General features: G+C 58.0%; 13 protein-coding genes and 1 pseudogene. 9 read left to right on the plus strand and 5 right to left on the minus strand.

Features of this window, described 5'->3' with window-relative positions:
* Positions 1-102: 102 nt before the first annotated feature.
* The 6 genes and pseudogenes from AC2VLR_RS00740 to AC2VLR_RS00765 all read left to right on the plus strand — a co-directional run bounded on the left by AC2VLR_RS00740 (position 103) and on the right by AC2VLR_RS00765 (position 14,003).
* Positions 103-935, plus strand: a pseudogene (locus AC2VLR_RS00740) (MbnB/TglH/ChrH family RiPP precursor modification enzyme).
* Complete coding sequence (locus tag AC2VLR_RS00745) at positions 925-1,716, plus strand: HvfC family RiPP maturation protein (protein WP_486880419.1); 792 nt, start codon at positions 925-927, stop codon at positions 1,714-1,716. The pseudogene AC2VLR_RS00740 and the gene AC2VLR_RS00745 overlap by 11 nt, the downstream one beginning before the upstream one ends.
* Positions 1,709-5,248, plus strand: coding sequence for an exodeoxyribonuclease V subunit gamma (recC, locus tag AC2VLR_RS00750; protein WP_486880420.1), 3,540 nt, complete (start codon positions 1,709-1,711; stop codon positions 5,246-5,248). Before AC2VLR_RS00745 ends, recC begins: the two co-directional genes overlap by 8 nt.
* Positions 5,245-8,871, plus strand: coding sequence for an exodeoxyribonuclease V subunit beta (gene recB, locus AC2VLR_RS00755; RefSeq protein ID WP_486880421.1), 3,627 nt, complete (start codon positions 5,245-5,247; stop codon positions 8,869-8,871). The genes recC and recB overlap by 4 nt, the downstream gene beginning before the upstream one ends.
* Positions 8,868-10,847, plus strand: a complete 1,980-nt coding sequence (recD, locus tag AC2VLR_RS00760) for an exodeoxyribonuclease V subunit alpha (protein ID WP_486880422.1) — start codon at positions 8,868-8,870, stop codon at positions 10,845-10,847. The genes recB and recD overlap by 4 nt, the downstream gene beginning before the upstream one ends.
* 66 nt (positions 10,848-10,913) lie before the next feature.
* Positions 10,914-14,003, plus strand: a complete 3,090-nt coding sequence (locus tag AC2VLR_RS00765) for an EAL domain-containing protein (protein ID WP_486880423.1) — start codon at positions 10,914-10,916, stop codon at positions 14,001-14,003.
* Between the two features lie 13 nt (positions 14,004-14,016).
* On the opposite strand, the gene msrB is transcribed toward AC2VLR_RS00765, so the two are convergent.
* Positions 14,017-14,442 (minus strand): peptide-methionine (R)-S-oxide reductase MsrB, encoded by a 426-nt coding sequence (gene msrB, locus AC2VLR_RS00770; protein WP_486880424.1) that lies wholly within the window; start codon positions 14,440-14,442, stop codon positions 14,017-14,019.
* A 3-nt stretch (positions 14,443-14,445) separates the two neighbouring features.
* Entirely contained in the window at positions 14,446-15,033 is a 588-nt protein-coding gene (gene msrA / locus AC2VLR_RS00775; protein WP_486880425.1) for a peptide-methionine (S)-S-oxide reductase MsrA, read from the minus strand.
* Between the two features lie 109 nt (positions 15,034-15,142).
* Between msrA and AC2VLR_RS00780 the strand changes: the two genes are divergently transcribed.
* Entirely contained in the window at positions 15,143-15,730 is a 588-nt protein-coding gene (locus AC2VLR_RS00780) for a DUF4337 domain-containing protein (RefSeq protein ID WP_486880426.1), read from the plus strand.
* A gap of 82 nt (positions 15,731-15,812) precedes the next feature.
* Positions 15,813-16,658 (plus strand): thioredoxin fold domain-containing protein, encoded by an 846-nt coding sequence (locus tag AC2VLR_RS00785; protein WP_486880427.1) that lies wholly within the window; start codon positions 15,813-15,815, stop codon positions 16,656-16,658.
* Positions 16,659-16,695: 37 nt separating this feature from the next.
* Here AC2VLR_RS00785 and galE read toward each other — a convergent pair whose 3' ends face one another.
* The gene (gene galE / locus AC2VLR_RS00790; RefSeq protein ID WP_486880428.1) at positions 16,696-17,661 is read right to left on the minus strand and encodes a UDP-glucose 4-epimerase GalE; all 966 of its coding nucleotides are present in this window, start codon (positions 17,659-17,661) and stop codon (positions 16,696-16,698) included.
* Between the two features lie 162 nt (positions 17,662-17,823).
* Here galE and AC2VLR_RS00795 point away from each other — a divergent pair, with 162 nt between their 5' ends.
* Positions 17,824-18,594 (plus strand): bestrophin-like domain, encoded by a 771-nt coding sequence (locus AC2VLR_RS00795; RefSeq protein WP_486880429.1) that lies wholly within the window; start codon positions 17,824-17,826, stop codon positions 18,592-18,594.
* A gap of 234 nt (positions 18,595-18,828) precedes the next feature.
* Here the strand turns inward: AC2VLR_RS00795 and AC2VLR_RS00800 are convergent, their stop codons facing one another.
* On the minus strand, positions 18,829-24,885 hold the full coding sequence (locus AC2VLR_RS00800; RefSeq protein WP_486880430.1) for an AAA family ATPase: 6,057 nt from the start codon (positions 24,883-24,885) through the stop codon (positions 18,829-18,831).
* 78 nt (positions 24,886-24,963) lie between these two features.
* A complete protein-coding gene (locus tag AC2VLR_RS00805) occupies positions 24,964-25,911 on the minus strand; it encodes a COG2958 family protein (protein ID WP_486880431.1) in 948 nt (315 codons plus the stop codon).
* Positions 25,912-25,917: the final 6 nt, after the last annotated feature.

Below are 25,917 nucleotides of genomic sequence, written 5' to 3' on the forward strand. Positions count from 1 at the left end.
TCTCCACATCCGTAACTCCATGAAGTCTCTGCACCCGGCTGGCCTCACCTGTTTCAGGAAAATGGAGAAACTCTCTGTGTACGTTTCAACAGGCTGAACCCCATGCCCTCCTTCAGCCTGTCTGATCAAGATATTGGCCTGGGTTTGCGCCGGGAGTTTCTGGACGATTTGCTTGCCCACCCCCGAAGTGGTATCGACTTTTTTGAACTGGCTCCGGAAAACTGGATAGGCTTTGGCGGGCGCCCACTGCGCCAGCTGCGCCGGTTGACTGAAGCCTATCCCTTTATTGCTCACGGCCTGTCGCTGTCCATTGCCGGCCCGGACCCCCTCGACACCGAATTTTTGCAGCCGTACAGGACTTCCTCAGCGAACACGGCATTCACTACTACAGCGAGCATCTGGCTTTTTGTGCCGACCATGGCCAGCTCTACGATCTTCTGCCCCTCCCGCTGACGGAAAACATGCTGGATCATGTCGCAGGTCGCATCCAGCAGGTTCAGGATTTCCTGAAAATGCCCCTGATCATAGAGAACACCGCCTATTACGGGGATTATGCCGAGAGCAGCTTAAGCGAGCAGGACTTTCTGCTCGGACTGCTGCACAAATCCGGCTGCAACCTGTTGCTGGATCTCAACAATTTATATGTAAACAGCAGCAATCATCATTATGATGCCCGGGCCTTTTTGCGCGCCATCCCCGCAGAAAGCATTGTTTATCAACATATTGCCGGGCATCAGCGGCATGGGCAGGGCTGGTTGATCGATACCCACGATACGGCTGTGGACCCCGCCGTGTGGGCACTCTTGCAGTACAGTCGGGAACTGTTCGGCAGCAAACCCACCCTGCTGGAATGGGATAATCAAATCCCACCCTTGCCCCTCCTGCTTCAGGAAGCGCAAAAAATCCGTCCGCCAGAAAATCCCCATGTTTCCTGATGAGTGGCAAGGCCCCAAGGAACAGCTCCGCGCCTTGAGCGCGCATCTGCGCGACCCCGACCATTCTCCCTGCCCGGAAAGTTTTGACAGCCAGGCTGCCAGCCTCTACCGGGAGCTGCTGGTTGCTAATTTTGATGCAGCACTGCGGGCTTGTTTTCCATTGTGGATTCGCTGCCTCGGCGAAAGCTTTTATATGCACTGGCGGGATGCTTTCATTGCCGAACACGCCTGTCGCAGCCCTTTTTTTCGGCAGATTCCCGATGAATTCATGGCCTACCTGAACCCGCATCAAGAACAGCTCCGGCTAACCCTGCCCTATGCCCCGGAACTGGCCCACCTGGAATGGTTGGAACTGGCTCTGGGCGTCGCCGAGGCCGAAGGATGTCGCGAAAACAAGGAGGATATCGAGGCAGCAGATCCCTGGACCGGGGCCCTGCAACTGAACCCGGTACACGCCCTGGTGCAATATGCCTATCCTGTTCAGCAACTGCTGCTGCAGCCGGATTTCAGCGCCGCGCCCGCGCTCGACCCGCAAGCGGTTTCCTTGTACCTTTATCGGGACCGGGACGATATTGTCCAGATGCTGGAACCCGATGCCTTGAGCCTGCACCTACTTGTCACTCTGGAGGCCCAACCCCAGTCCGGAACCACCCTGTTCCAGCACTGGCAGGACAACGGTCGAATTGACGGCGATGCCCGCAGCTTCGCTGCGCAAGTAAACCAGCGACTGGGCCAGATGCTGGACCTGCAGATGATTCAACCTCTCGACCCTGATGACTGAAAGTTTCGCCAGCCCCTCCCTGGAACCCGGTTTTATGGTCCTCCACGGCGATCGTCTGGAGTGGCTGCGCGATGCCATCCTCCAATGGTTACGCGAGCACCCCCTGCACCCCCTCGAAGAAGAAATTTTTCTGGTACAAAGTAATGGTATTGCCGAGTGGTTACAGTGGACCCTGGCGCAACAGGAAGGCATCTGCGCCGCCGTCAAGGTCATGCTGCCGGGTCGTTTTCTCTGGGACTGTTATGCCCGGGTACTGGGCCGTGAGCAGGTCAGCAGCCGCTCTCCACTGGACAAGCCAACGCTGACCTGGCGTGTGCTGCGCCTGTTACCGCAACAATTTTCTGACCCGAACTTTGCGCCACTTGGACCCACCCTGGCCGAGTCTGGCAACGTTGGGGTCGAACGCCGCTGGCAGCTGGCCACACAAATCGCCGACTTATTCGATCAGTATCAGGTATATCGCAGTGACTGGCTGGAGGACTGGAGCAAAGGGCAGACCGTCCTGCGCCCGGCTCAGGGAGACGTGTCCAATATCCCTGAAGAGCAACGCTGGCAGCCTCAACTCTGGCAGGCAATACAGCAGGACCTGCAAGGACAAGATAGCGCCAGGGGACGGGCAGAAATCCACCGGGCTTTTATGGAGTCCATGCGAACAGGCAACACCCCGGTGAAAGCCTTGCCACGCCGGGTCGTGCTTTTTGGTGCCGCCACCCTGCCCGAACAAAGCCTGAGCGCCCTGGCCGCTCTGGGCCAGAACATGCAGGTCCTGCTCGCCGTGCCCAACCCTTGTCGTTATTACTGGGGAGATATTATTTCCGGACGCGAACTGCTGCGCCGGGAAAGTCGTCGTCAGCCCCTGCGCCAGGGCAAGGATCTAAGCCTGGTTCCCCCCGAAAACCTGCACGGCGAATGTAATGCGCTACTCGCCCAATGGGGTCGGCAGGGCCGGGATTTTCTGAACATGCTGGAGCAGTGGGATGACACCCGCACCCGGCAAAGTCAGTGGGGCATCCCGCGCATTGACCTGTTCAGCGAAGATCAGGGTGAAACCCTGCTCCGCCAGTTGCAGGTATTGATTCGCGAGCAGGAAGTCATCAGCCCGGAGCACGTTGCGCCCATTGCCGAAAGCGACCAATCCATGGTCTTTCATCTGGCCCATAGCCCCTTGCGGGAACTGCAGGTCCTCCATGACCAGTTGCTGGCCGCGCTGGCTACAGGATCATTGCAGCCCCGGGACATCATCGTCATGGTCCCGGATATCAGTCGCTTCGCCCCCTTGATTCGCGCCACGTTTGAGCAATACGCACATGGCGACGCCCGCTACATTCCTTACCATATCGTCGATTTGCAGGCCCGCCAGGAATCCCCCCTGCTGGAAGCCCTGGAGTGGCTATTGCAATTGCCGGAACAGCGCTGCCGACAAAGCGAAATCCGCGACCTGCTGCATTGCCCAGCCCTGCGTCAACGCTTTGCGGTGAGCACAGAAGACCTGCCCCTGCTGGAATCCTGGATGGAAAGCGCGGGATGGCGCTGGGGATTATCGGCAGCCCATCGCGAAGCTCTGGGCATGACTCACTGCGGAGCCCAGAACAGCGGTGCTTTTGCGCTCCAGCGTCTGAATCTCGGCTATGCCAACGGGCATGACAGTCATTTTGCCGGTATTGAAGCCTTTGGCGAAGCGGGAGGACTGGATGCCGCGCTGCTGGGCCCCCTCAACCAACTGCTGGAGCATCTGGAATTCTGGCAGGAGCATTTGTCCACTGCCCGGACTCCCCCAGACTGGGCGGCAACAGCCCGACAACTGCTCCAGGATTTTTTCAGTGGCGAAGACGCAGATGATGCGGAAGTCCTGCAACAACTGGATACCGCCCTGCAGCAATGGCTGGATGACTGTGCTCTGGCCGAATTTGCCGAAAGCCTGCCGCTGTCGGTGTTCCGCAGCACCTGGCTAGACCTGCTCGAGCGGCCCGAATTACAGCGCCACTTTCTCGGCGGCGGGGTCACCTTTTGCACCCTCCTGCCCATGCGCGCCGTGCCCTACCCGATGATCTGCCTGCTCGGAATGAATGAGGAAGATTATCCCCGTCGCCATCCGCGTCCCGATTTTGACCTGATGGCCCTGCCGGGCTTGAGTCGCCCCGGCGACCGATCACGTCGGGATGATGATCACTACCTCATGCTGGAAGCGCTTATGGCCGCGCGGCAAACCCTCTACATCAGTTGGACGGGGCGGGATCCGCGCAATAATACCGCCCGGCAACCGGCCTTGATGATCAGCCAGCTCCGCGATGCCATTCGTCAGGCCTGGCCGGAGCCGGTGCCCGCAGAAAATGTGCAAGCATCAGGGGACGCTGCTGATCCGGAAAAAAACCGCTTGTTGCGCCGCATTACCCGGGTACACCCCCTGCAAGCCTTCAGCCCGCGCTATCAGGAAGAGCCCGAAAAATATCCCACCTGGGCCAGGGAGTGGTTTCCCGATCCACCAACTCCGCCATCTCTGCCATCGCTGAAAATCCTCCCTGAACCCGCCAACAGCCAGCATAGCCTGCGGGATTTGCAGGTATTTTTCCGCTGCCCGGCGCGGGCCTTTTACCAACAGCGTCTGGAAACCTTTTTTTGGGAAGAGGACCCGGGTGCTGAGGATGACGAAATTTTTGTCCTGAACGGCCTGGACCACTACGTCCTGCTCAACGCCGTGCTGGAAACCGTCACCAGCCCGGAATCTATTGAAAACCGGGTTGAAAACCGAAGCGAAAAGCCAGCAGAAAGTCCGGCGCTGGTGGATCATAAAATTGCCGCCCAGTTGCGCGCTGGCGACTATTCCTTCGGCATCCTCGGACTACGCCAGGCCGAGGCCCTGCGTAGTACTGCTGAACCCATGCTCGCGGTCTGGCAGCAGTGGATGCAGACCTGGCAGCCCGATCGCCGGCGGCACCGCCTGCAGCACGCCAACGCCCATCTGTCCCTGGAAGACTGGCTCCCGCCTCTCTACTGCAATGCCGCCCATGAGCAGGCGTTTCTGATCTGCCGGGCCAGCCGTCTGCTCGATAATAAACAGCAGATTCAGGCCGACAAGGTCGCGGAGCTCTGGATCCAGCAATTGCTGGCTGCCGCTCAAGGGCTGCCCTGCAAGGCCCTGCTCCTCGGCCGGGATGCTGTAATCCGCAGCGCTGAGCCTATTGAAGCCGCCGCCGATATTCTGGAGGAGCTCATGGGCATCTGGGCGGAAGGGCTGCTCCAGCCCCTGCCGGTCACCTTGAAAACGGCCGTAGCCGCATTGCAGGGCGGAAAACCCGAGGATATTTATGACGGTAACCAGCACAATCCCGGATCCGGGGAAGTCCAGAGTTATCTTGGCCTCGCCCGGGACTATCCGGATTTTGCGAGCCTCAGCAGCCAGCGCTGCGGCCCCCGTCAATGGGGCTTTGCAGACTATGCAGAAGCCCTCTACCGGCCCTTTGTCACCTGGCTGGAAACCCTCGAAATATCCAGCCTGGAAATATCCGGCCCGGAAGAGGAAGCCCGGCCATGAGCATTATTCTGGATCCCTTGCAAATGCCGCTCTGGGGCAGTCGCCTCATTGAAGCCAGTGCCGGCACCGGCAAAACCTGGACCATCGCCGCCCTGTATCTCCGCCTGATTCTCGGACACCGCCAGCCCGATCAACCCAGCTTCGCGCCCCTGCTGCCCGAAAATATCCTGGTCATGACTTTCACCCGCGCCGCCACCCAGGAACTCAAAGAGCGCATCCGCGAACGCCTGCAGGAAGCCGCGCGCTATTTCCGCCATCCTGAACAGATCCAGGCGGATAACTTTCTAGAAGATTTACTGCAGGATTATCCCGACCCCGCCCAGCGTCAGCTTGCCGCCTGGCGACTGTCCCTGGCCGCCGACGCCATGGACCAGAGCGCGATTTTCACCATCGATGCCTGGTGCCAGCGCAGTCTCGGCGAACATGCCCTGCTGACGGGCAGCGACAGCCGGGAAACCCTGCTGCAAAATGAAGATGATCTGCTGAAAGATGCCATTCGTGATTTCTGGCGTCAGGAAATTTATCCCCTTCCGGAAAACCTGCTGGAAGCGGTGCTGGAGGTATTTCAGAATCCCGGAAAGGTGCAGGAAAGCATCGCCCCCCTGCTGAAAAGTGCGGCGCCTTTACCCGTGCCGACCCTGACTCTGAACGATTATCTGTCCCGGACCCTGGAAGAACCCCGGCAGCAACTGCAAGCGTTGAAACGGCGCTGGGCAGCGCATCAGGAAGATTTACGTATCTGGCTCCTGCAGATCCTCGACGGCCCCAAGAGCCCTCTGAATGGCAAAAAGTACAAGACGGCCTCCATAAAGCCGGTTTTTCAGGCATTACAGGAATGGCTGGACAGCGCTGCCGTCACCATCAGCATCAAACCGGAAAAATGCCAACTACTCTGTGCCATTCAGCTGCAGGCCAACGTCAACAAGAACGAGCAGATCACCCCCCCGGAATCTGCCCACGTCCTGGAGACCACACTCGCAGAACTGGACACGCTGCAGAGAGTTTTCGACAAGATCCACAAGCAGTTACAGGGCCATGCCGCTGCCTGGATCCAGCAGCGCCTGCACACCCTCAAGGCTATTCGCCACCAGCTCAGCCATCAGGATTATCTGCGCCGTCTTGCCGGGGTTCTCCGTGATCCGCTGCACGCGGCGCCCCTCATTCGTCGTCTGCAAAGCCGTTACCCCGTGGCCATGATTGATGAGTTTCAGGACACCTCCGCCCTGCAGTACCAGGTGTTTGATGCCATTTACGCCACCGCCGACAACCACCCCGAACGCCTGCTGCTGCTCATCGGCGATCCCAAGCAATCCATATACCGCTTTCGCGGCGCCGACATCGACAGCTACCTGCGCGTCCAGCGCCTGACCACAGGTCGTCACTATATTCTCAATAAAAATTTCCGCTCCAGCGCAGCGCTGGTGGCCACCCTCAATGCCCTGTATCACGGCGCCGAAAGCCGGGAACCCCAAGGGGCTTTTGCCTATGCCCCAGAGCAAAACAATTCGCCATCGAGTACGGCTCTCCAGTCAGACAACCCCCTGCCTTACTGGCCGGTCCAGGCCCAGGGCAAGCACTGGCAGTGGCAGCTCCATGGTCGCCCGGGGCCAGCGCTGAGCATCTGGGCCGCCGAAGAGGGGCTCAACAAGGACCAATACCTGCACTACGCTGCCGAACAAGCCGCCGAAAGCATGGCGCAAATTCTCGCTGATCCCGACAGCGGCTTCAGCGATGACCGCTGCGCTCCGCCGGCATTCCGCCGGGCACGAGGCAAGGATATGGCTGTGCTGGTGCGTGACCGCCACGAAGCCGCCTGCATCCGCGCGGCGTTGCAGCGGCGGCGTCTGCGCAGTGTATATCTTTCGGAAAAAGACTCGGTGTACAGCAGCCCGGAAGCCCACAACCTGCTGCTCTGGCTGGAGGCGGTGGCCGACCCCGAAAATATCCAGCGGCTGCGCGTCGCCCTGGCCCTGCCGTTGCTCGGCTTATCCCATCAGGAACTGGATGCTTTCAATCGGGAGGAGAATATCTGGGAGGAACAACTCGCGAATTTTCAGGATCTGTCCCGGCGCTGGCGCCGCCAGGGGGTGCTGGCCATGCTCCATCACAGCATTCACCACTTCGGTATCGCCCGGCGTTTATTACAGCAGGCTGATGGCGAAAGGCGGCTGACCAACCTGCTGCAACTCGGTGAACTGCTGCAGACGGCCAGTGCCACCCGGGAAGGTCCCGAGGCCCTGATTCACTTTCTGCGCGAAGCCATCAGCGTCGGCCATGACCAGAGCGATGCCCACATCCTGCGTCTGGAAAGTGATGCCGAACTGATTCGCGTGGTGACCATTCATGCGGCCAAAGGGCTGCAATATCCTCTGGTTTTTCTGCCCTTTATCGCCACCTATAAAAAAGCCAAATCCGAGGCTTTTCAGATTCGACAGGAAGCAGGTACGACGACGGCGGAAATCATCTGGGGAACCGACAATGCAGACACGACAGAACAGGCCCGCCTGCAGGAAGATCTGCGCTTGCTCTACGTGGCCCTGACCCGCGCTGAATATGCCCTCTTTCTGGGATTGGCGGAAGCGAGCAGCGGCAAATCCCCGATTTTTACCCAAAGCGCCATCGCCTACCTGCTCGGAAAGCCACATCAAGAGGCGGATTTGCAGACCTTGCTTGCGCAGCTTCAGGACAACCCGGATATTCGTGAAAATATCCAGATCATGCCCTTGCCGGCAGAAGTTCCCGTGACCGAAAGCACCGAAATCGCCAGCGCCCTCACCACGGCCACCCCGGAATATTCGGCCCGCTTTGATAAAAACTGGGGCGTGGCGAGTTTTTCCGCGCTGATTCGCGATCTTCCCGCCACTTCCTCCCCCCCAGTGCAACGCGCCAGCCAGGGTCCGGCCTGGCATCGCTATCCGCCGGGAATGCAGGCGGGCACCTTTCTCCATGAACAATTACAGAAGCTGGCCGGACAGGGCTTCGCCACCATCCTGGAACCCGATGCGGGCGCCCGCATCCAGCGCGACTGTGCCCTGGCCGACTTATCGGACTGGAGCGAAGCCACCCTGGAATGGCTGCGCGCCATAGTGCAAACGCCCCTGCTGGATAGCGGCGCCACCCTCAGGCAACTGCAGCATTATCAGAGTGAAATGGCTTTCTGGTTTCCCAGCGCCGAGTTACGCAGCAAGGAGCTGGACCAGTTGTGCCGCAGCCACCTTTTCCCACAAGAACAGCGCCCCCGTCTGCCAGACCGGGTTTTGCACGGCATGATGCGCGGCTTCATGGACCTGGTTTTTGTCCAGCAGGATCGCTATTACGTTCTGGATTATAAATCCAACCTGCTCGGCACCCGGGACGCGGATTATGAGGCGCCGCATTTACGCGCCCAGACGCTGCGCCATCGTTACGAATTACAGGCCAGCCTCTATCAACTCGCCCTGCACCGTCTGCTCCGGCAGCGGCTGGGCCAGCATTACCAGCCAGAAAAACACCTGGGTGGAACGCTGCTGTTTTTCCTGCGCGGTATCCAGGCACCGCAGCGCGGCATGCTCCACCTGCCTGCAAATATTGCCCTGATTGAAAACATGGACCGCCTGTTCGCGGTTGGAGAACTTGTCTCATGAATGGCTATTCAAGGCAGACCGACACCGCAGCCATGATGCAGCTTTTAGAAAGCTGGACAGCCTCCGGCTGGCTCCGGATGCTGGATCTGAGTTTTGCCCGTTTTCTGCTCAGTCTGGAGATCCAGCCCCCGGCACTATTGCCGCTGGCTGCCGCCCTGCTCGCCCATCTGGAAGGTGAAGGCCATACCTGTCTGGATATTACCCGCTTCCTCCGGGAACCAGCGCGTTACCTCAACGGGCCTCCGGATATGCTGAGCGCCATCCAGGAGCAGTTCCAGCACTGGCCCGACCTGCAGCCATGGATAGACCAGCTCAGCCTCTGCCGGGTCGTGGCACTAATCGACCAGCAGCCTGGTGCTACTCCGGAAGACGGCAGCGAAACGCCCCTGGTGCTGGATCAGGGCCGTCTCTATTTACGGCGCTACTGGCGGGATGCCCGGGACATCGCCCACAGCCTGACTGAACGGGTGGCTTGCCCCATCCACCATCCGGTCCAGGCAGAGAGCCTTCATCCTCTGCTCTCATTATTATTTCCCAACGACGCTGCCACCGCCCGGGAGGCTGTTCCCTGGCAGAAAATCGCCTGCGCCCTGGCCATGCGCGGGCGCTTCAGCATCATCACCGGCGGCCCCGGCACCGGCAAAACCTATACAGCAGCCCGCCTGTTGGCCCTGCTCATGGCCCAGGCCCGGGAACCGCTGCGCATTGTCCTCGCCGCCCCCACCGGTAAGGCCGCCGTGCGCATCAATGAATCCCTGCACAGCGCCATGGCCCAGTTACCCCCCCTGGGTCACCTGAACGCAGCAGAACTGTCTGCCGCCTTTGCCCGTCTGGGACCCGCCCGCACCTTGCACAACCTGCTGGGCGCGAGACCGGGCACCCGCCGCTTGCGCCATGATCGCCAGCACCCTCTGGATCTGGATGTGCTGATTGTGGATGAAGCTTCCATGATCCATCAGGAAATGATGGCCGCCCTGTTGCGCGCCCTGCCGGAACAGGCCCAGCTGATTTTGCTGGGGGACCAGGACCAGTTGGCTTCCGTCGAGGCTGGCGCGGTTCTCGCCGATTTGTGCAGCGATGCCGGAGCCTATGACCCCGACACCTGCGCCTGGCTGCAAGCCACTTGCGACTGCCCGTTGGAGGCCCGCCACAGCCATATCAATCCCCTTTCCACCGGAGTCATCCGTCTGCAACGCAGTCATCGCTTCAATCCCGGCATTGGCGCCCTGGCCGATGCCGTACAACAAGGCGCAACCGCCAGCGCCATGGAAATTCTCCACCGGGAAGACGTACTGGACTGGTACAACGCCCCGGAAATCCCGCAGATACTGCAACTGGTGGACAGTGCGGCGGGTTATCGTCCGCTTTGGGATACGGTCCGTCAGGGCGGCGGCAAAGTACCCGAAGAACATACCCTCTGGGTACACCAAGTGCTCCGCCAATATGCCGCATTCCGCCTGCTCTGCGCCCTGCGCAACGGCCCCTGGGGCGTCACCGGCATCAATCAGGCGGTGGAAGACCATCTCCAGGAAACTGGCATCCTCAACATCCAGGGCTTATGGTATGTCGGACGCCCGGTGCTGATTGCCCGCAATGACCCCCAACTAGGCCTCAGTAACGGCGACATCGGCATTACCCTGCCCGATCCCGAAGGTAAATGGCGGGTCTATTTTCCGGCCGGAGATGCCAGTCCCCGGGTGATTCTTCCCAGCCGTCTCAAATACTGCGAAAGCGCCTGGGCCATGACCGTCCACAAATCCCAGGGATCCGAATTTCAGCATACCGCGCTGATCCTGCCCCCCCAGGACAGCCCCGTCACCAGCCGGGAATTACTATACACCGCCATCACCCGCGCCCGCGAAAAATTCAGCCTTTTCGCCCCGGCCGCCGGCCTCGAACAAGCCATTGCCCGCAGAACCCAAAGAATGAGCGGGCTACTTGCTGCTTTACAAAAAGCCTCTAAATATGGCAATTAGTTCGCCAGTCACCGGCGAGTCATTTAGGTCCGCTTTTATCGTCTTCCAGCACCAACAAAGGAAAACATGCCCCAATCCTTCTCAGAGCATTCCCAGCAAATCTTAAAAACTTTGCTGCAAAAGCATCAGCGCGACATCAAGGCGGCCATTGTCGAGGCGGTAGAAAAATTTTATGCCGGAGCCACCGAGCATCCTGAGCTGAAAATCATACTGGAACGCCTGGGCGAGGAAAGAATCGGCAACCTTAAAAAGGAGCAAGCTGAACATTCCTGGCTCTTGCTGCAACCCGATGATGGCGAGCTACTTGAAAAGCGCTCCAGAGAAATTGGCAGAATTCATGCGCTGATGGGCATTCAAAGTGAATGGTTGATCAGCAGCATGGCTTTATATAGTGATTGCCTGCTGGAACAACTGACGCCGCTTTTTGGCGGCTATCCAGAGTTACGCAGCTACCTGCTGCAAAGGCTGGCGACTGACCTCGCCCGGCAATTACAGGGCATGGAATCCTCAGCCCAGGAAGAGCGTGCCATTCTGGAACGTATTGATCTACTTCTCATCAGTGATGTCAGCCCCGCAGAAACGGTGCGGCGGATGCTGGACAAGCTCATGTCCATCTCGGGATTGGATGGAGCCTGGATCAGTCATTCTGAGGATGGCATACATTTAATCCGGGACCAGGTGAGCGGTCAGGATTTACAGGAATATCTGGATGGTGTCGAAATACGCCTGGATGATACGCCTTATGGTCAGGGACCTGCAGGGATCGCGTGGCGAACTGGCGAAATTATCTATGTAGATGACTGGCAGGCCGACCCGATCTCGTCGCCCTGGCACCAAGCTTCGCAAAAATATGGCTGGCGAGCCAATGTCACATTTCCTATTAAAGTCAATGGCAAAGCGTACGCAATCATCGCTCTTTACAGCAAAATACCGGGCTTTTTCCGTGCCCCCAATCGCCAGAACCTGATACGCCATCTGGCCATCATGCTTGGTATTGCGATTGGTCGTCGCCAGGAGCAGAAACGTATCGATCGTCTCAGCAGCCTCTACCGCGCCTTTCTGGCAGAGGGCGACATACTGATCCGGGCACGATCGGAAACGGAAATGCTCCGCAAAACCTGTCAACACATTGTCGAGAATACACTCTTTACTACCGCGTATATCATGAAACCGGATCAAGACGGCTTATTCAAAACCCGCGCTGGTGCAGGATCCGGGAGTGGCATCCTGAATAATCTGGGTATTCGACTATTTTCCGACTGCCCCAGTCTTCTGCAAGACACCTGGCAGTCTGAACGTCTGCAGTATCGCAATGATTACTGTAAAGACCCTGCCCTTAAGGCCCAGTACGCATTTATGGAAGAACAAAACTGGGCAAGTGTGGCCACCATTCCGATTCGGCGCAATGGTCAGATCTGGGCGATTCTCGGCGTTGTCAGCAGCGAAACCCATGTGTTTGACCAGGAGATCCTGGGTACCCTGGCACGGGTAGCCAAGCTCCTCGGTTACGGTCTGGATGAAATGGACCTCAAAAAACGCATTGAGCAGGAACGCGCCACCCAAAGCTGGATGGCCCGTCATGATACTCTGACCCGTCTACCCAACAGAGCAGCACTTCTGGATAGAATTCCCGAAGCCAGCAAACGCGCCCAGCGGGATGAAAAACTCATGGGCGTCTGTATGCTGGATCTGGATGACTTCAAACCGGTCAATGATCAATATGGTCATGCCGCCGGGGACCAGCTTTTACAAAAAGTAGCCCACCGTCTTGGTCAGGCTATTCGCCAGACCGATTTTGTGGCCCGGATTGGCGGAGATGAATTTGCCCTGGTGCTGGAAAACATCCAGAACATGGACGATATTGAAAAACTCATGCAGCGAATATCTGTAGCGCTGGAAAGACCCTATACCCTTCCAGGCAACATCACGGTCAACATCGGTGGAAGCCTCGGTATTACTATTTATCCCTTTGATGAAGGCGATAGCGAGATACTGCTACGCCACGCCGATCAGGCACTTTATACGGCCAAAAGAAACAAAACCGAGCGAAAGCAATTCTGGACGAGTTTTCAGGGAGAAGAAATCCTTGCAGAAAATAGCAGCACAGCATATTCCCGCCTGATTGAACAAACAGGTGGCTTGATTCCATATTTTCAACCCATTCTCGATCTGCAAACTGGTCATATTATTGGTGTGGAAGCTCTGGCACGCCTGCAGCATGAGGGTGAGATACATTTACCGGACACTTTTATTCCGCATCTAAACAGGAAAACCATGCAGATGCTGACTACCCGGATGCTGGAAAATGCCTGCCAAGTAGCACTCAAGCTCCAGAATGCCGGATATCCCCTGGAAGTTGCTGTCAATATTCCACCAGATTCTCTGCTGGAAAAAGGTTTTCTACAAAAACTGCAGGCTATTTTAAAAAAAGCGGAATTAGCTCCTGAACACTTGACTCTGGAAATCCTGGAAAATGGCGATTTCTTATCCTTACCGCTGGCACGGGAAAAAATTGCCATCATCCGCTCCATGGGCGTGCGCATTGCATTGGATGATGTGGGAAGTGCCTACGCTTCGCTGCTCCGCCTGAAGGAAATTGCCGTAGATCAAGTCAAGCTGGATCAGAGTCTGGTGCGCGGCATTCCCGAACGACCGACCGATCTTGTTTTTGTGGGCAGCGTAGCCGCCTTGGCCATGGCCATGGGCAGCCGCTATATTGTCGAGGGTGCGGAAACCCCGGAAATACTCGACGCTTTGGCCGTTATTGGTGTCGATTGCGCCCAGGGTTATGCCATAGCCCAGCCGATGCCCGCAAACGAACTGCTTCCCTGGCTCCAGAAATGGAAGCCGCAGCCGCAACACAATCAGCCCAAAACCCTGCTGGGAGCCTATGCTTCCCATTTACAATTCGACAGTTTATATCAACTCGCACCCGCTATTTTGAGTCAATTACCCTGCCTGGAAGACTCCCACAGATGCCGTTTAGGAAAATATCTGGACCGGCAGGCTATGGGGAGATCGGCTCTGGCCATCGCCCACCAGGAATATCATGCCTGTATTTCCCGGGCACACAGTCCTGAAGAAATCTCATTACTCCGAAGACAAATGACGGAAGCCTTTACCGCCACTCGTAACGGCTTATTGGAAAACCATTAAGCCGTTCACCTCATCACGCTTCTTTTTCAAAGCGCAGCGCCGCCGAATTAAGGCAGTAACGCAACCCCGTGGGTTTTGGCCCGTCAGGAAACACATGGCCCAGATGACTATCGCAGCGGGCGCAGCGAATTTCCGTGCGAATCCGCCCATAGCTGGTATCCGTCAATTCCCGAATATGATCGGGCGCATAGGGCTCCCAGAAACTCGGCCAGCCAGTACCTGATTCAAATTTACTGGTGGATCGAAACAAGGGCAGACTACAGAGAGCGCATACATAACTACCCGCTTCTTTTTCCAGTAACAAACCACCACAAAAAGGTGGCTCCGTGCCATGTTCGAACAACACATGACGCACTTCAGCGGGTAAATCTTTGGCCATTTCGGCACGAGTCCGGGCATCGATGGGGGTCAGGTCAAAACCTGCGGATGACATGGGCATATTTTATTCCTTACGTAAAAACTGTGGAAATGTCTGTTGCAATTTCTCGACCTTCGGTAAAGCGACAGCACAAATATACGGCTGATCCGGATTCCGTCGGGCGTAGTCCTGATGATAGTCTTCCGCCGGATAAAAAGTCTCCAGCATGGTCAATTCCGTCACGATGGGTTGCCGGAATACTTTCGCTGCGTTCAGTTCATCCACATAGTTTTTGGCCATCTGTAACTGTGCCGGGTTGCAGGCAAAAACGGCGGATCGATATTGGGTACCCACATCATTACCCTGCCGGTTAAGCTGGGTAGGGTCATGCGCCACGCCGAAAAATACCTGCAGCAAGCGTCCATAAGACAAAATTGCCGGATCAAAGGTAATTTCAACGGCTTCGGCATGTCCTGTCGTCCCGCTGCACACCGCCCGATATTGGGCTGTTGCCTGGGCTCCGCCGCTATAACCTGAAACCACCTTCTTGACGCCTTCCAGCGCCAGATAGACGGCCTCGGTACACCAGAAACAGCCCCCTGCCAACACGGCAACACCAGGCGTACTGGCCTCCGGATCATCCCACTGCGGGGGCGGTATCAATACAGCCATGCGTCCTCCTTCTGTGACGAGTCCATACAGACCAGCCAGGCTCTTGACCTGAACTGGCAATCTACTGAGCATAGCGGCAAATCCACCAGCAACCAACCCGGAGACCACCATGAGCGGACATGGACTGCACAGCCATCCTCCCCACGAAGAAATCGTCCATCACTCGGCCGAACATGATGCCCACCATGGCGGCAGACACAGCCTCAGCCAGTGGGTCGCCATTTTTACTGCCATTCTTGCCGCCTTTGGCGCCATTGTCAGTTATCAGGGAACCCATCTGATGAACGAAGTGCTCCTGCACAAAAATGAGGCCGTCCTAGAAAAGGCCAAGGCCGCTGACCAGTGGAATTACTACCAGGCAGTCAGCACCAAACTGCACATGATGGAACTGGCGGTAATCCTGGCTCCCACCAAGGCCGCCGGCTTTCAGGAGAAAATCGCCAAATATCACAAACAGAAAGTCAGCATTCAAAAAGATGCCGATGACATGGAAAAAAAATCCGCAGCAGCCAACCGGGAATCCGCCCATCTCAATCGTCCCCACAATGATCTGGAAATCTCCATGATTTTTTTGCAGATCGCCATTTCCCTGGCCTCCATTACTGCCCTGACCCGCCGCAAATGGTTATTTGTAGTGGCCATCATTAGCGCCGGGGGCGGCATTGGTCTGTGGGTGACGGCCAGTTTTTTGATGTGATCAATGTCAGGATGCAGCAGACGCCTGTATTTGCTAGGATTGGTGGCTGAACGTGTACGATATCCTTACAAGGAGTTTGAATATGATATTGACCAAGATGATCCGCAATTCCGCATTCCTGGCTGGAGGCTTCCTGTTGGCGGGCTGCGCCGCCACCACTTCCAACCTCAAACCGGCGGAACATCTGGTTGCACAAAATTTCCATGGCCAGGTGCATGTCAACAAGGTGTTTCCGGGTCCCGTCCGGAATCTTACCGGCATCGTCGTCGAAACTGACCAGCATCAACAGGGCATCCTCTGGATGCTGGCCGACAAATACCTTCTGTTAGGCCCGGTCGTGAACGATCAACAGCAGAATATTACGGCCCATTATGCGGACCAGTATCTGCCCCATCCACCCAAAGTCGCTGCGGAAAAAATTGCTCCGGCAGCCCTGACCGCCCCCGGTTTTACCATCGGTCATGCCGGGCCGTTGATGGTCGTCTTCATGGACCCCAACTGCATTTTCTGCCATCTCCTCTGGGAGGCTCTGCAGCAGCCTGTGGCTGAAGGCAAGGTGCGTGTCAAAGTGATTCCGGTAGGGTTCCTGAAACCATCCAGCCCGGCCAAGGCAGCCACCATTCTCGCCGCGAAAAACCCTGCCGCAGCCTGGGCCAATAATGAAAAAGGCTTTAACGTCCATACCGAAGAAGGCAGTACCCAGGTGCTGAGTCACATACCGGAAAAAGACCAGGCGGCGATCAAAGCCAATACCCAACTCCTGCACAAAACCGGAGAAACCGCCACGCCCGCCCTGCTGTACTGCATCAAAACCCCGAAGGGATTGGAAATGCAGATGAAGCACGGCATTGACGTCAAGCGTACTCCGGAATTCGTGCAAAAACTGGAAGGTAGCGTCGGCGCCCAGGGCTGCATCCCGAACGCCTGACTAGCTGCTGCGAAAACGTCCCGAGGCTGAGAGCCCCTTAGCGAGTCTCCCAGCGCCAGGCGTCTGCGATGATCTTGTCCAGATCCGCATAGCGCGGCTGCCAACCCAGTTGCTCGCGAATACGGCGTGAGTCGGCCACCAGACGGGCGGGGTCGCCCGCCCGTCTTTGTTCATCGGCGCAGGGAATCGTCCTACCCGTCACCTGGCGCGCCGCATCAATGACTTCCTGCACTGAAAATCCATTACCATTGCCCAGATTAAAGGCGCAGCTATCCCCGCCTGCCAGAAGATGCGCCAGCGCCAGCCAGTGGGCTTCAGCCAGATCGGTCACATGAATATAGTCCCGGATACAGGTGCCATCGGGCGTATCGTAATCGCGCCCGAAAACCCGAATCTGCTCACGGCGCCCGGAGGCCGCCTGTAACACCAGAGGAATCAGGTGGGTTTCCGGGTCATGGCGCTCGCCCATTTCCCCGTCAGGGTCGGCACCCGCCGCATTGAAATAACGCAAACAGGTGGATTTGAGTCCATAAGCCCGGTCATAATCCGCCAGAGCCTGCTCCACCATCCACTTACTGCGCCCATAAGGATTGATCGGATTCTTGGGATGCTGTTCATCAATGGGCGTGTATTGGGGCTCGCCAAAAATCGCCGCTGTGGATGAGAAGATGAATCGCTTTACCGCAAAAGCCACCATCATATCCAGCAGATTCAGCGTATTGCTAACATTGTTCTGGTAATATTTGGCGGGTTCCTGTACGGACTCTCCCACCTGAATATAGGAAGCAAAATGCATAACCGCATCAAAGGCATGGGTTGAAAAAATCCGGCTCAACAGGCTGCTGTCGACAATATCTCCATAAATAAACGTCCCCCCACAAACTGCGTCACGATAGCCCCCGGAAAGATTATCCAGCGTCACCACCTCTGCCCCGCCCTGGAGCAGGCGTTTCACCATATGACTGCCAATATAACCAGCACCACCTACCACCAGTATTTTCATGGGATATCTACCTTCGTGTTCAATGGGTTGACAGACTTTCAGATTCACGGAAAGCTCCCGCCACTGTGTTTTTTTACTTCAGGGATTCTAGCGGGAAAATCTGACTTGAGGCAAACTAACCCGTAATAAATCACCCTTTTCAAAAGGTTTACAAAAAGCCCCATGAATGCACCACTATTTAATCCCTGGCTGTACTCTGCAATCTTGTTTATTGGTTTGATTTTATGTGTGTTCATCGGCTTCAAGCTGGGCAAACGCAGTCGTGCTGAAGGAGGTTCCGGGGCACTGAACGGTGCGGTATTTGGACTATTGGGGTTACTGTTAGCCTTTTCCTTTTCCGGTGCCGCCGAACGCTTCGAGCACCGGCGGGCCTTGATTACCGAAGAAGCCAATGCCATCGGGACCGCCTATCTACGCCTGGATCTACTGCCCCCTGCACACCAGTTGGCACTCCGTCAAAAAATGCAACAGTACCTGCAGGCGCGACTGAATACCTATCAAATGATTGGCACCGATAATCCCGGTGTTTTGGCCAACTATCAACGCAGCGTCCAATTGCAGCAGCAAATCTGGACCGAAGCCACAATGGCCGCTCAACATACGGGCAATACCGCCACCTTGAGCTTGATCAGTCGCTCCCTCAACGCCATGTTCGACATCACCACCACCCGCATCGCTGCCACCCGGAACCATCCACCTTTAGTCATCGACGTTTTACTGTTTGCACTGTCCTGGATTTCCGCATTGCTGGCTGGCTATGGAATGACGGATCACGCCCGTATCCCCTGGCTGCAGGTTTTCATTTTTTCGGCAGCATTGACCATCACCATTTTTGTGATTCGCGATATGGAATATCCTCGCCTGGGATTTGTCCGCGTGGATGCAGCCGATCAACTGCTGGTCGAAACTTTGCAGGGATTGAAGGGAAGTTGAACTACAGCAGAACGCTGCCTAAATCTGAGATCGGTGCAGAAAGGGGCAACTACATGTTATGTATGGTGCCCAGAGACGGAATCGAACCGCCGACACGAGGATTTTCAGTCCGCCCCATGGTTTTTTAGTTCTTTGTTTTTCATATAGTTGCGCCACTTGCCAAAGTCTGCAACCTACGTGAAACAACCTCAATTGCTGCCCCGCCTTAGGGGCCATGGTACAAATTCGTCACAATCAAGATGCTGCATAAATATGATGGGCAGATTTGGCGACCTGTTTACCACCATCTTGTTGCATCGTCACCTCGCGTTCGGCAAAGGCGCCGACCTCAGGGATCCCCTGGACACCTGCTAACTGCTGTAGCCCGTCCTTCGTCAATGCTAGGTAGACCCCTTCTCCCCACACTGAGTCGTCATCAATATTTGTTGGTCCCGCGTCTCGCCAATATTGAATCCTGGCCACGACAACCCCGTCAGTATTGATGTAGACAAAATCCTCAGCATCGTGCTCCCGCCACCGAAGCTTCAGTAGCCAGTGAGGACAGAGGATGATCGGATGTTCTGGCGCGTCTATTCCAAACGAGCTGACTAGACGTCTAACGAGTGTCGGTGCCGGCTCAACATCCAACGGCACGAAGTGACCCAGCCAAACTGCGGCTGGCAACTCCTTGTACCAGTCCCAAAAACTATCGCCATCAGCACGGAGTTGAGGGGCGCGGATACGGTGGCACCGATACTCTGCCCGCCTTGCTTCTACGATCTTGAATCGCGAGACCTCCGCCAATACTTGCTCATCAGGACGGTCAGACCAAGGCGTGACGTCGTCTTCCACCTGGGCGACCCACAGATTTTCGGCTTCCCCACAAGGCGCATTTTTCAGCGCGAGCGGACGGCGAATTTCGCGGGGCCGAACCTGAGCACGAACGAGCGGTCGCGGTGGCAGCGGCGCGTTCAATCGCTCCAGGATCGACGGCATGTCCGTTTGAGACAGCAAACCAGCACGCCATATCTCTCCGGCCACATGACGAAGTGCCAGTACGCCAATCCATGCGTGGGGCTTGAAATAGGTAATCTTCATCTCAAGCGCGCGCAGTTGGTCTTCAAGCCGCCTGAGCGCGGGCAGCCCGAAGGCTTCCGTCCCTCCCCATTCCTGAATGAACATGGCGGCGCGCTGCCGGATGTTCAGTTCGTCGCTGCCTGCTACTTCGGCAAGCACCTGAGCGATCGGTCGAAGCATCTGTGTCCAGCCCATGGCTGTCTCCACGCGCATGGCCCCGCTGGTCTTGTCAAGAATCGCATCGTCATAATCCAGCGAGCCGTCCATCTCCATCTGATAGAACAGCGACAGCGGTTGTGAGTCCACCGAGACCGAGACTCCCCAGCGTCGCGACAACAACGCTGCGGCTTCCGCCACGGCCACGTCTCTGTGGTTAACGAGTTCGGCCACTGCTTCGCCCAACGGCACGGCAAGGTGACCATGATCATGGTCCAGCAACAGTAGCGTCAGCAGCGCCTGCAGCGGCTCATCCAAGCCTCCGGCCAGGAGACGTCGCATGGTCAGTTCAAACACCACATCACCGCCGCCAGATTGATCAGCCAGTTGCAGCGCGCAGTTTCGCGCATGTCGTTGAACCTCGGCGATTGGCAGTCGCAGCGTGAAGTGGAGCAGTTCCGCGAGCAGCCCCTCGTCGTTCAGCGGCTCTCGGCTTACCTCGAACTGCGCGCCCAGTTGGTACTCGCGCGTCGAAGTCATCTGTTCAGCCAGCAGAGACCAGATGGCAGACCAGTCCGGTGCAGCACTGATCACGGGCAAGATGGAATCGATCTCCGCAAGCAAGGCCAACGTGTTCTCTTCCCCTGCGGCCACCGAGTCCACGAAACTCTCGTAGGCGGCACGGTGCATCGTTGCGCCGTCGAGCAACTTGCGCGCTTGGAAGTAACGGAACTTGCCCCCGCCCATCCACTGGCTCCACGATCTCCACTGGTCGCCGCTGATTTCGTATTCATGAAGGAGCTTCCTCGCGTTGGCCGTGTCGCCCGCTTTGGCTAGCCGTTCCACTACCATGAACCGGCAGCGTGTGTCGGATTGCAGGCTGTCCCAGCGCTCATACATCTGTCGCACTTGCTCCAGTGGAGCGGACTGGGCGAGCTCTGAAAAGCGAGACGGCGCGTTGTAGTCCAGCTTCTCGCCATCCGCCTCGAACGCACACTGTAGTTCATCGAGAGTAGACGCATCGTCGTACTTCTGTGGCGTGTCAGAACACCGCAGCGCCGGCGCCTCAGACGACCATCGGCCGACCGCATCCTCCAATCGGCGATCCGAGTAGCCGTGCCTGGATGCTGCCGCATGCAAGCGCTTGAGGAGCGTGAATCGTTCGTGAGCGCGGCTGTCGACCTCGACCGCGCCCAGCAACATCGGCACCAGCTCCGCTATCAGATCTGGCCCGGCGGCATCGGCCGCGACGTCGATGAAATCGCCCACATGCGAGGGATCGCGGTGGGACGGCTCCCTGTAGAACGGCAGACACAATCCGCACCAAGTGGTGACGCACGCAAACAGCAGCCCTGGACGGCGACGCAGCATTCCGATCATCATCGCATCGATCCGATTTGGCCATCCGATCAGGTACCCGTCTGCCAGTGCCTGAGCCACGTCGAAGCCAAAGCGCGCGTTAACCTGCATCGCCTCGTCGATGACCGTCATGGTCAAACGATAAGCCGCATCGGCGCCCTCGGTCTCTTTCATACCGTCGATCTGTCGCATCATCTGGGAGATGCGCAGAGGCCGCTGCGCAGGTTCGGCAGCATTTGCCAGGATCAGGACATCGCGCCACATGGCGTACTGGGGATCCTTGCGTGCAGCAAGGGCGTAACCGTGGCAATGATCAGGCACAGTGGCGAGCAGGCGCCGCGCCCGCTCGAGGTCTCCAATGGCGGCAAAGGCGATTGCCAAGTCCGCCAAGCCGTCGAGTTGCTCGCTGGGGGTGTTCTCTACGAGTTCACCCACCATGTGCTCTAGGCGCGCCGACGCGCTCGCGCGGTCACCGTCCGTTTGATAGATCGCGACTGCGATCTCACGCCGCAGCAGCGTCGTGCCTTTGAGCGTCGACGTAGAGATTGCATTATCGATCTCTTGCAGCACAGCGCGATATTCCGCTTCCCCGCACAGGGCTCCAATTCGCAACAGAGATCGCGCCAGCACCGGCGCGGCCGCCACCGCCTGACGCACCAGATAGAAGTCACCCCCGCCACTCGGTCTGAGTCGAAGCATATAACCGATGGCAGAGCGAGCGACCATCTGGATGCTGCCCGCAGCGATGGAGGATGCATCCTTCACTGCATGGCCGAGGAGCATGCCAATTTTCGTGGCGTGAGCCTGAAGCGGCCGCAAGATCGTATGTTTCGATGGGGCTACCGTCGGCAGCGGCTTTGCAAGCATGGTGCATAGTTGTGCATGTTCGAGCACCGCGCGCACATGATCCGGACCAGCGACGTGCGGTTCGTCATCTCCCATGGAGATCGCAGGTGCGATGAGCTTGTTAAACAAGGCAACCGCAAGGTCTTGACGCCCGACCGTTATGGCGAGCAGCGCGATGGAACGGCGCCATCCGTTGGGAACGCTGTCAAAGCCAGGCAGCCCCATCGCCGCGACAAACAGCGCCAGCGCTCGCGCGTCCTCTCCCCGACTTCGGGCGGCGAACCCTGCGTGTACCATCAAGGCAGGAAGCTCCTCTAGCTCAATGCCAAGCTGGTCGCAAACATCATGAACGTCCGCGCCGGCATGCTGACTCAGGACGGCCTCGGCGACAGTTCGCCTCAGACGCTTGCGCACAGCGTCGGTCGTCTCCTCAATCGTCGCGCCAGGCGTCTTTTCCATCCCTTCGGCGGCAAGGAGATCAATGGCCTGCCGGGTCTGGTCGAAATCACGGAAGTGAAACACCCGTCTAGCCCACTTCTCGAACTCGCGGAGGTTGTGTTCTTGGCCGTGATGCTGGAACCGAGAGGTGTGCAGTTGCGACAGAGGCTCGAGGTGCTCGAAAAGCTCCTTCGCGCGATCAAACTCCCCCCGCTCCAGGAGCGCGTCCACGACTTCGTAGCCCCTGCTGGGAAAGTCCTGAACGAAGGCGCATGCGGCGTCGACATCTCCCACGGCCAACATCGCTAGCGGCAACTGGTCGGCATTTTCCAGCGCAGTCGTACGCCTGGACACCTCGTCGCGGCACAACAATAACCGCGTGACAGTGGTAGCGTCGTGTGTGGAGCGGACTGCGAGCAGGGCTAGGCGGATGTCGGACTCGATCTCGGACACGGCACGCCCTTGGGCGAGTTGCTGCCGAAAACGCGCAGGTGTGGCCAACGCCAGCACATCGTCTCGGTCGTCCGCACGCGCGAGGTACCGCAGTTCTAGCCAGCGCTGCTGCGAGTCCGCGGGTGCGCCGCGCGCCAGTTGCGCGAGATCACGGTACACTCGCTGGGAGTAGGCGTGGTCGACGCTTCCAAGACGCATGCGCGGTTTGGAGAGCACGAACAGGCGGAAGCTATTGTGGAAGACGCTCCAGCCATGCGGCGTTTCCCTCAGAAGATGGCGGGCTGTCATGAGTGCGCGCTCGATCGCGTGCTCCTCGATGCTCGTGGCGAGCAACTCCAGCGACATGGGTGCTTCGGCCCGTGCAATGAACCCGAGCACGTTCATGGCGTCAGAGTCGTTGGAGATTTCTCGCCAAGCCGACGCGTACACCGACTCGATGTCCCCGTTGAACTCCATTCCACCGGCGAGAAGATGAGCGCGCGCTGCCTCGTCGGCGCTCAACAGCGCCTGGATCAGGTACCGGGTCGCCAGTGGGTGCCCGTGGCTGAGCTTATACACGCGCTGGCGTGAGACGGCCGGGTCAAGACCAAGCGAGTCTGCCATTTGCGACACTGCGTCGCGTCCGAGGGGACGCATTTCCACGAGCCGGTCGGATTTCGCGGCCTGCTCCCCAACCGCAGGTTTCAGATCCGCGAGGTCGAGGCGCTGGGTGCCGAGCACGAACGTAACGCCCGTGGGCACTGCAGTTGGCAGCGGCAGCTCGGCCAGCAGCGAGTGCACTGGCCTCTCCTCTCGGGGTATATGGTCGAGTCCATCCACCACGATGATCGTGCGAATGCCATCGTTTTCGTAGCGTTCGCCAGCCTGCTTCAAGAGCGCACCGAATTGCTCGCGCCTTTCATGCAGGGATCTGTCCCGAAGGCGCAGGCCCAACAAACCGCTATTGCGCATCTGCGCGGCGATGTCTTCCAGGAAGTCATCTGCTTCCCCGCGACCCACACCTTGCGCGGTGCCAGGCATGAACGCCAAATAACGCACCAAACGGACATGGGGCTCTGTTGCTAGCGCGACCTGCAGTAGTGTGGATTTGCCCGAGCCGGGAGGACCGACCAGGGCTACGTAGCCTTGATCGATGGCCCGCAGTGCCTGAAGCAGGGAGCGTTCGGTGTCACGGTTGCGCTGGACGTAGACCCCGACGGGGAATCGATGCAGATGGCGCGTCTTGGTGGGATCTCTCCACCCGAGCTCACGCAGCAACTCCTCGCGGAACCACCGATCCTTGTCCCTTGCATCTGTGACGAGCTTCGGGAGAACCTGGGCGATCTCGGCCGCCAAGCGCGCCTGTTCCGCGTTGAGCTTGTGAAACTGCACGAAGTCCGCCGCTGGGCCGTGCAGCACGCACAAGGCAAACATGAACCGCTCGAAGTCATCTTCGTCCAACCCCGACGCCTGATGCAGCAAATTGATCAGGCGGCTCCAGGTGGAGGCCCGCCATGTCTGTAGAGAGCGTTCGGGGAAGCGCTCGAACTCATTTAGGAAGGCCGCACTGTGCGCGGGGGTGGCGTCGCCAGGGCTGTCATTGATTGAGGGGTAATCGTTTACGACCAGGCGGATCTCCACGCGTGAGCCCGGGTTCGCCCTGCGCAAGCTCTGCCAGGCGTTAACCAGCGGCTTCAGCAGTCCATCGGCTCCCGTAAAGAGCGTCTCGATAGTGAACGGGGCCGGGAACTTGGCCGTTTTGAACTGGTGACCTACTACCAGTCCGTCGAACCCGAGCACCAGATCGTCGGCGATGCCAGCGCTACGGTCGGCGACGCCGATCCACAACAGTTGCCCGCGCTCCAACTCCGCATAAATTGCTGCGCCGGCCTTGTTGTATTGGCCCATGTAGCCGCGCAGTGCACGACGCTCACCCTCCGCAGGCGCTACTGCTCGATTTCTTATGCTGCTGTTCTGTATGCCAGAATCACTACTTGATGCCATGCCGTTAGCCCCTAAGTCTGTGGTCGTTTCAGCGCGGCGATGATCGCCTCGGAGTCATTGGCCGCCTGGAATAACCCTTCAGTCCCCCGTCTCGGGAATATCCCAGTCGGCCGGGCGCGCCTCGCCGGTCTGGTAGAACTGCTTCACCAGCTTCACGTATTCCAGGAAATCCCGGTTCTCCGTGGCCAGCCGATTGGCCATATCCCAATCGATCTCGTCGCGCTCACGCGCCGGAATCAGAACTTGGCTGTCAGCAGGGTTTTCCACGTCCAGCTTGATGAAGCCGATGCCGTGGGCGGCGAACAGCATTCGCAGTTCCTTCAGCGTATCGGTACCACCAAGTTCCGCCGCGACCAGATAGCCGAAGTTGGCCCACGACGAGTTCGATACGGCCTGAAAGAAGCACTCGCGCACGTTCGACCGGTTGATCAGCAGCTTGGCCTCGAACGACCACAGCTTGGTGCGCTTGTCGGAATACTGGTTCACGCAGTCCCGCACCTCCTGGTGCCACTCCGCGCCCAAGTCCTCCATGCCGACTACGTCCGGGTACAGCCAGCGGTTGCCGTTCGGCCCGCGCTTATTCGAGGAGCGCTTCTCATCGATACGCTTGGAGAACACGCCGAACTCCTCCCACAGGTATTGCGACAGCAAGGGATACAGCGCGTGCTCGTCAATTTTCAAAGCGCTCGCATCCACTGCACCCGACGTCCCCTCGCTTTCAACCGCCGCAACTTCTGCGATGTCCGAGCGCTCCGAATAGTAGTAACGGCGCGGCCGTCCCTCGGTCGTTTTGAGTTCTGGATGCTTCGTTTGCATACGCGGGCGCTGCGAGCTGATTTCTGCAACGAGCTGCTGCACCAGATCCGCATCGGACTTGATGTAGTCGCCACGGCTGTTGGCCCGCTTTTCCTGACACTCATCCGGGTAGGAAGCGAACACCCACTCGGCGATCTGCCGTGCAGTGAACTTCTGCTCGGGCCGATCCTTCAGGTAGCCGATGACAGCTTTTACGAGATTCAGCGCCATTTCGAC

It is taken from the genome of Acidithiobacillus sp. TH-A117 (assembly GCF_057473465.1).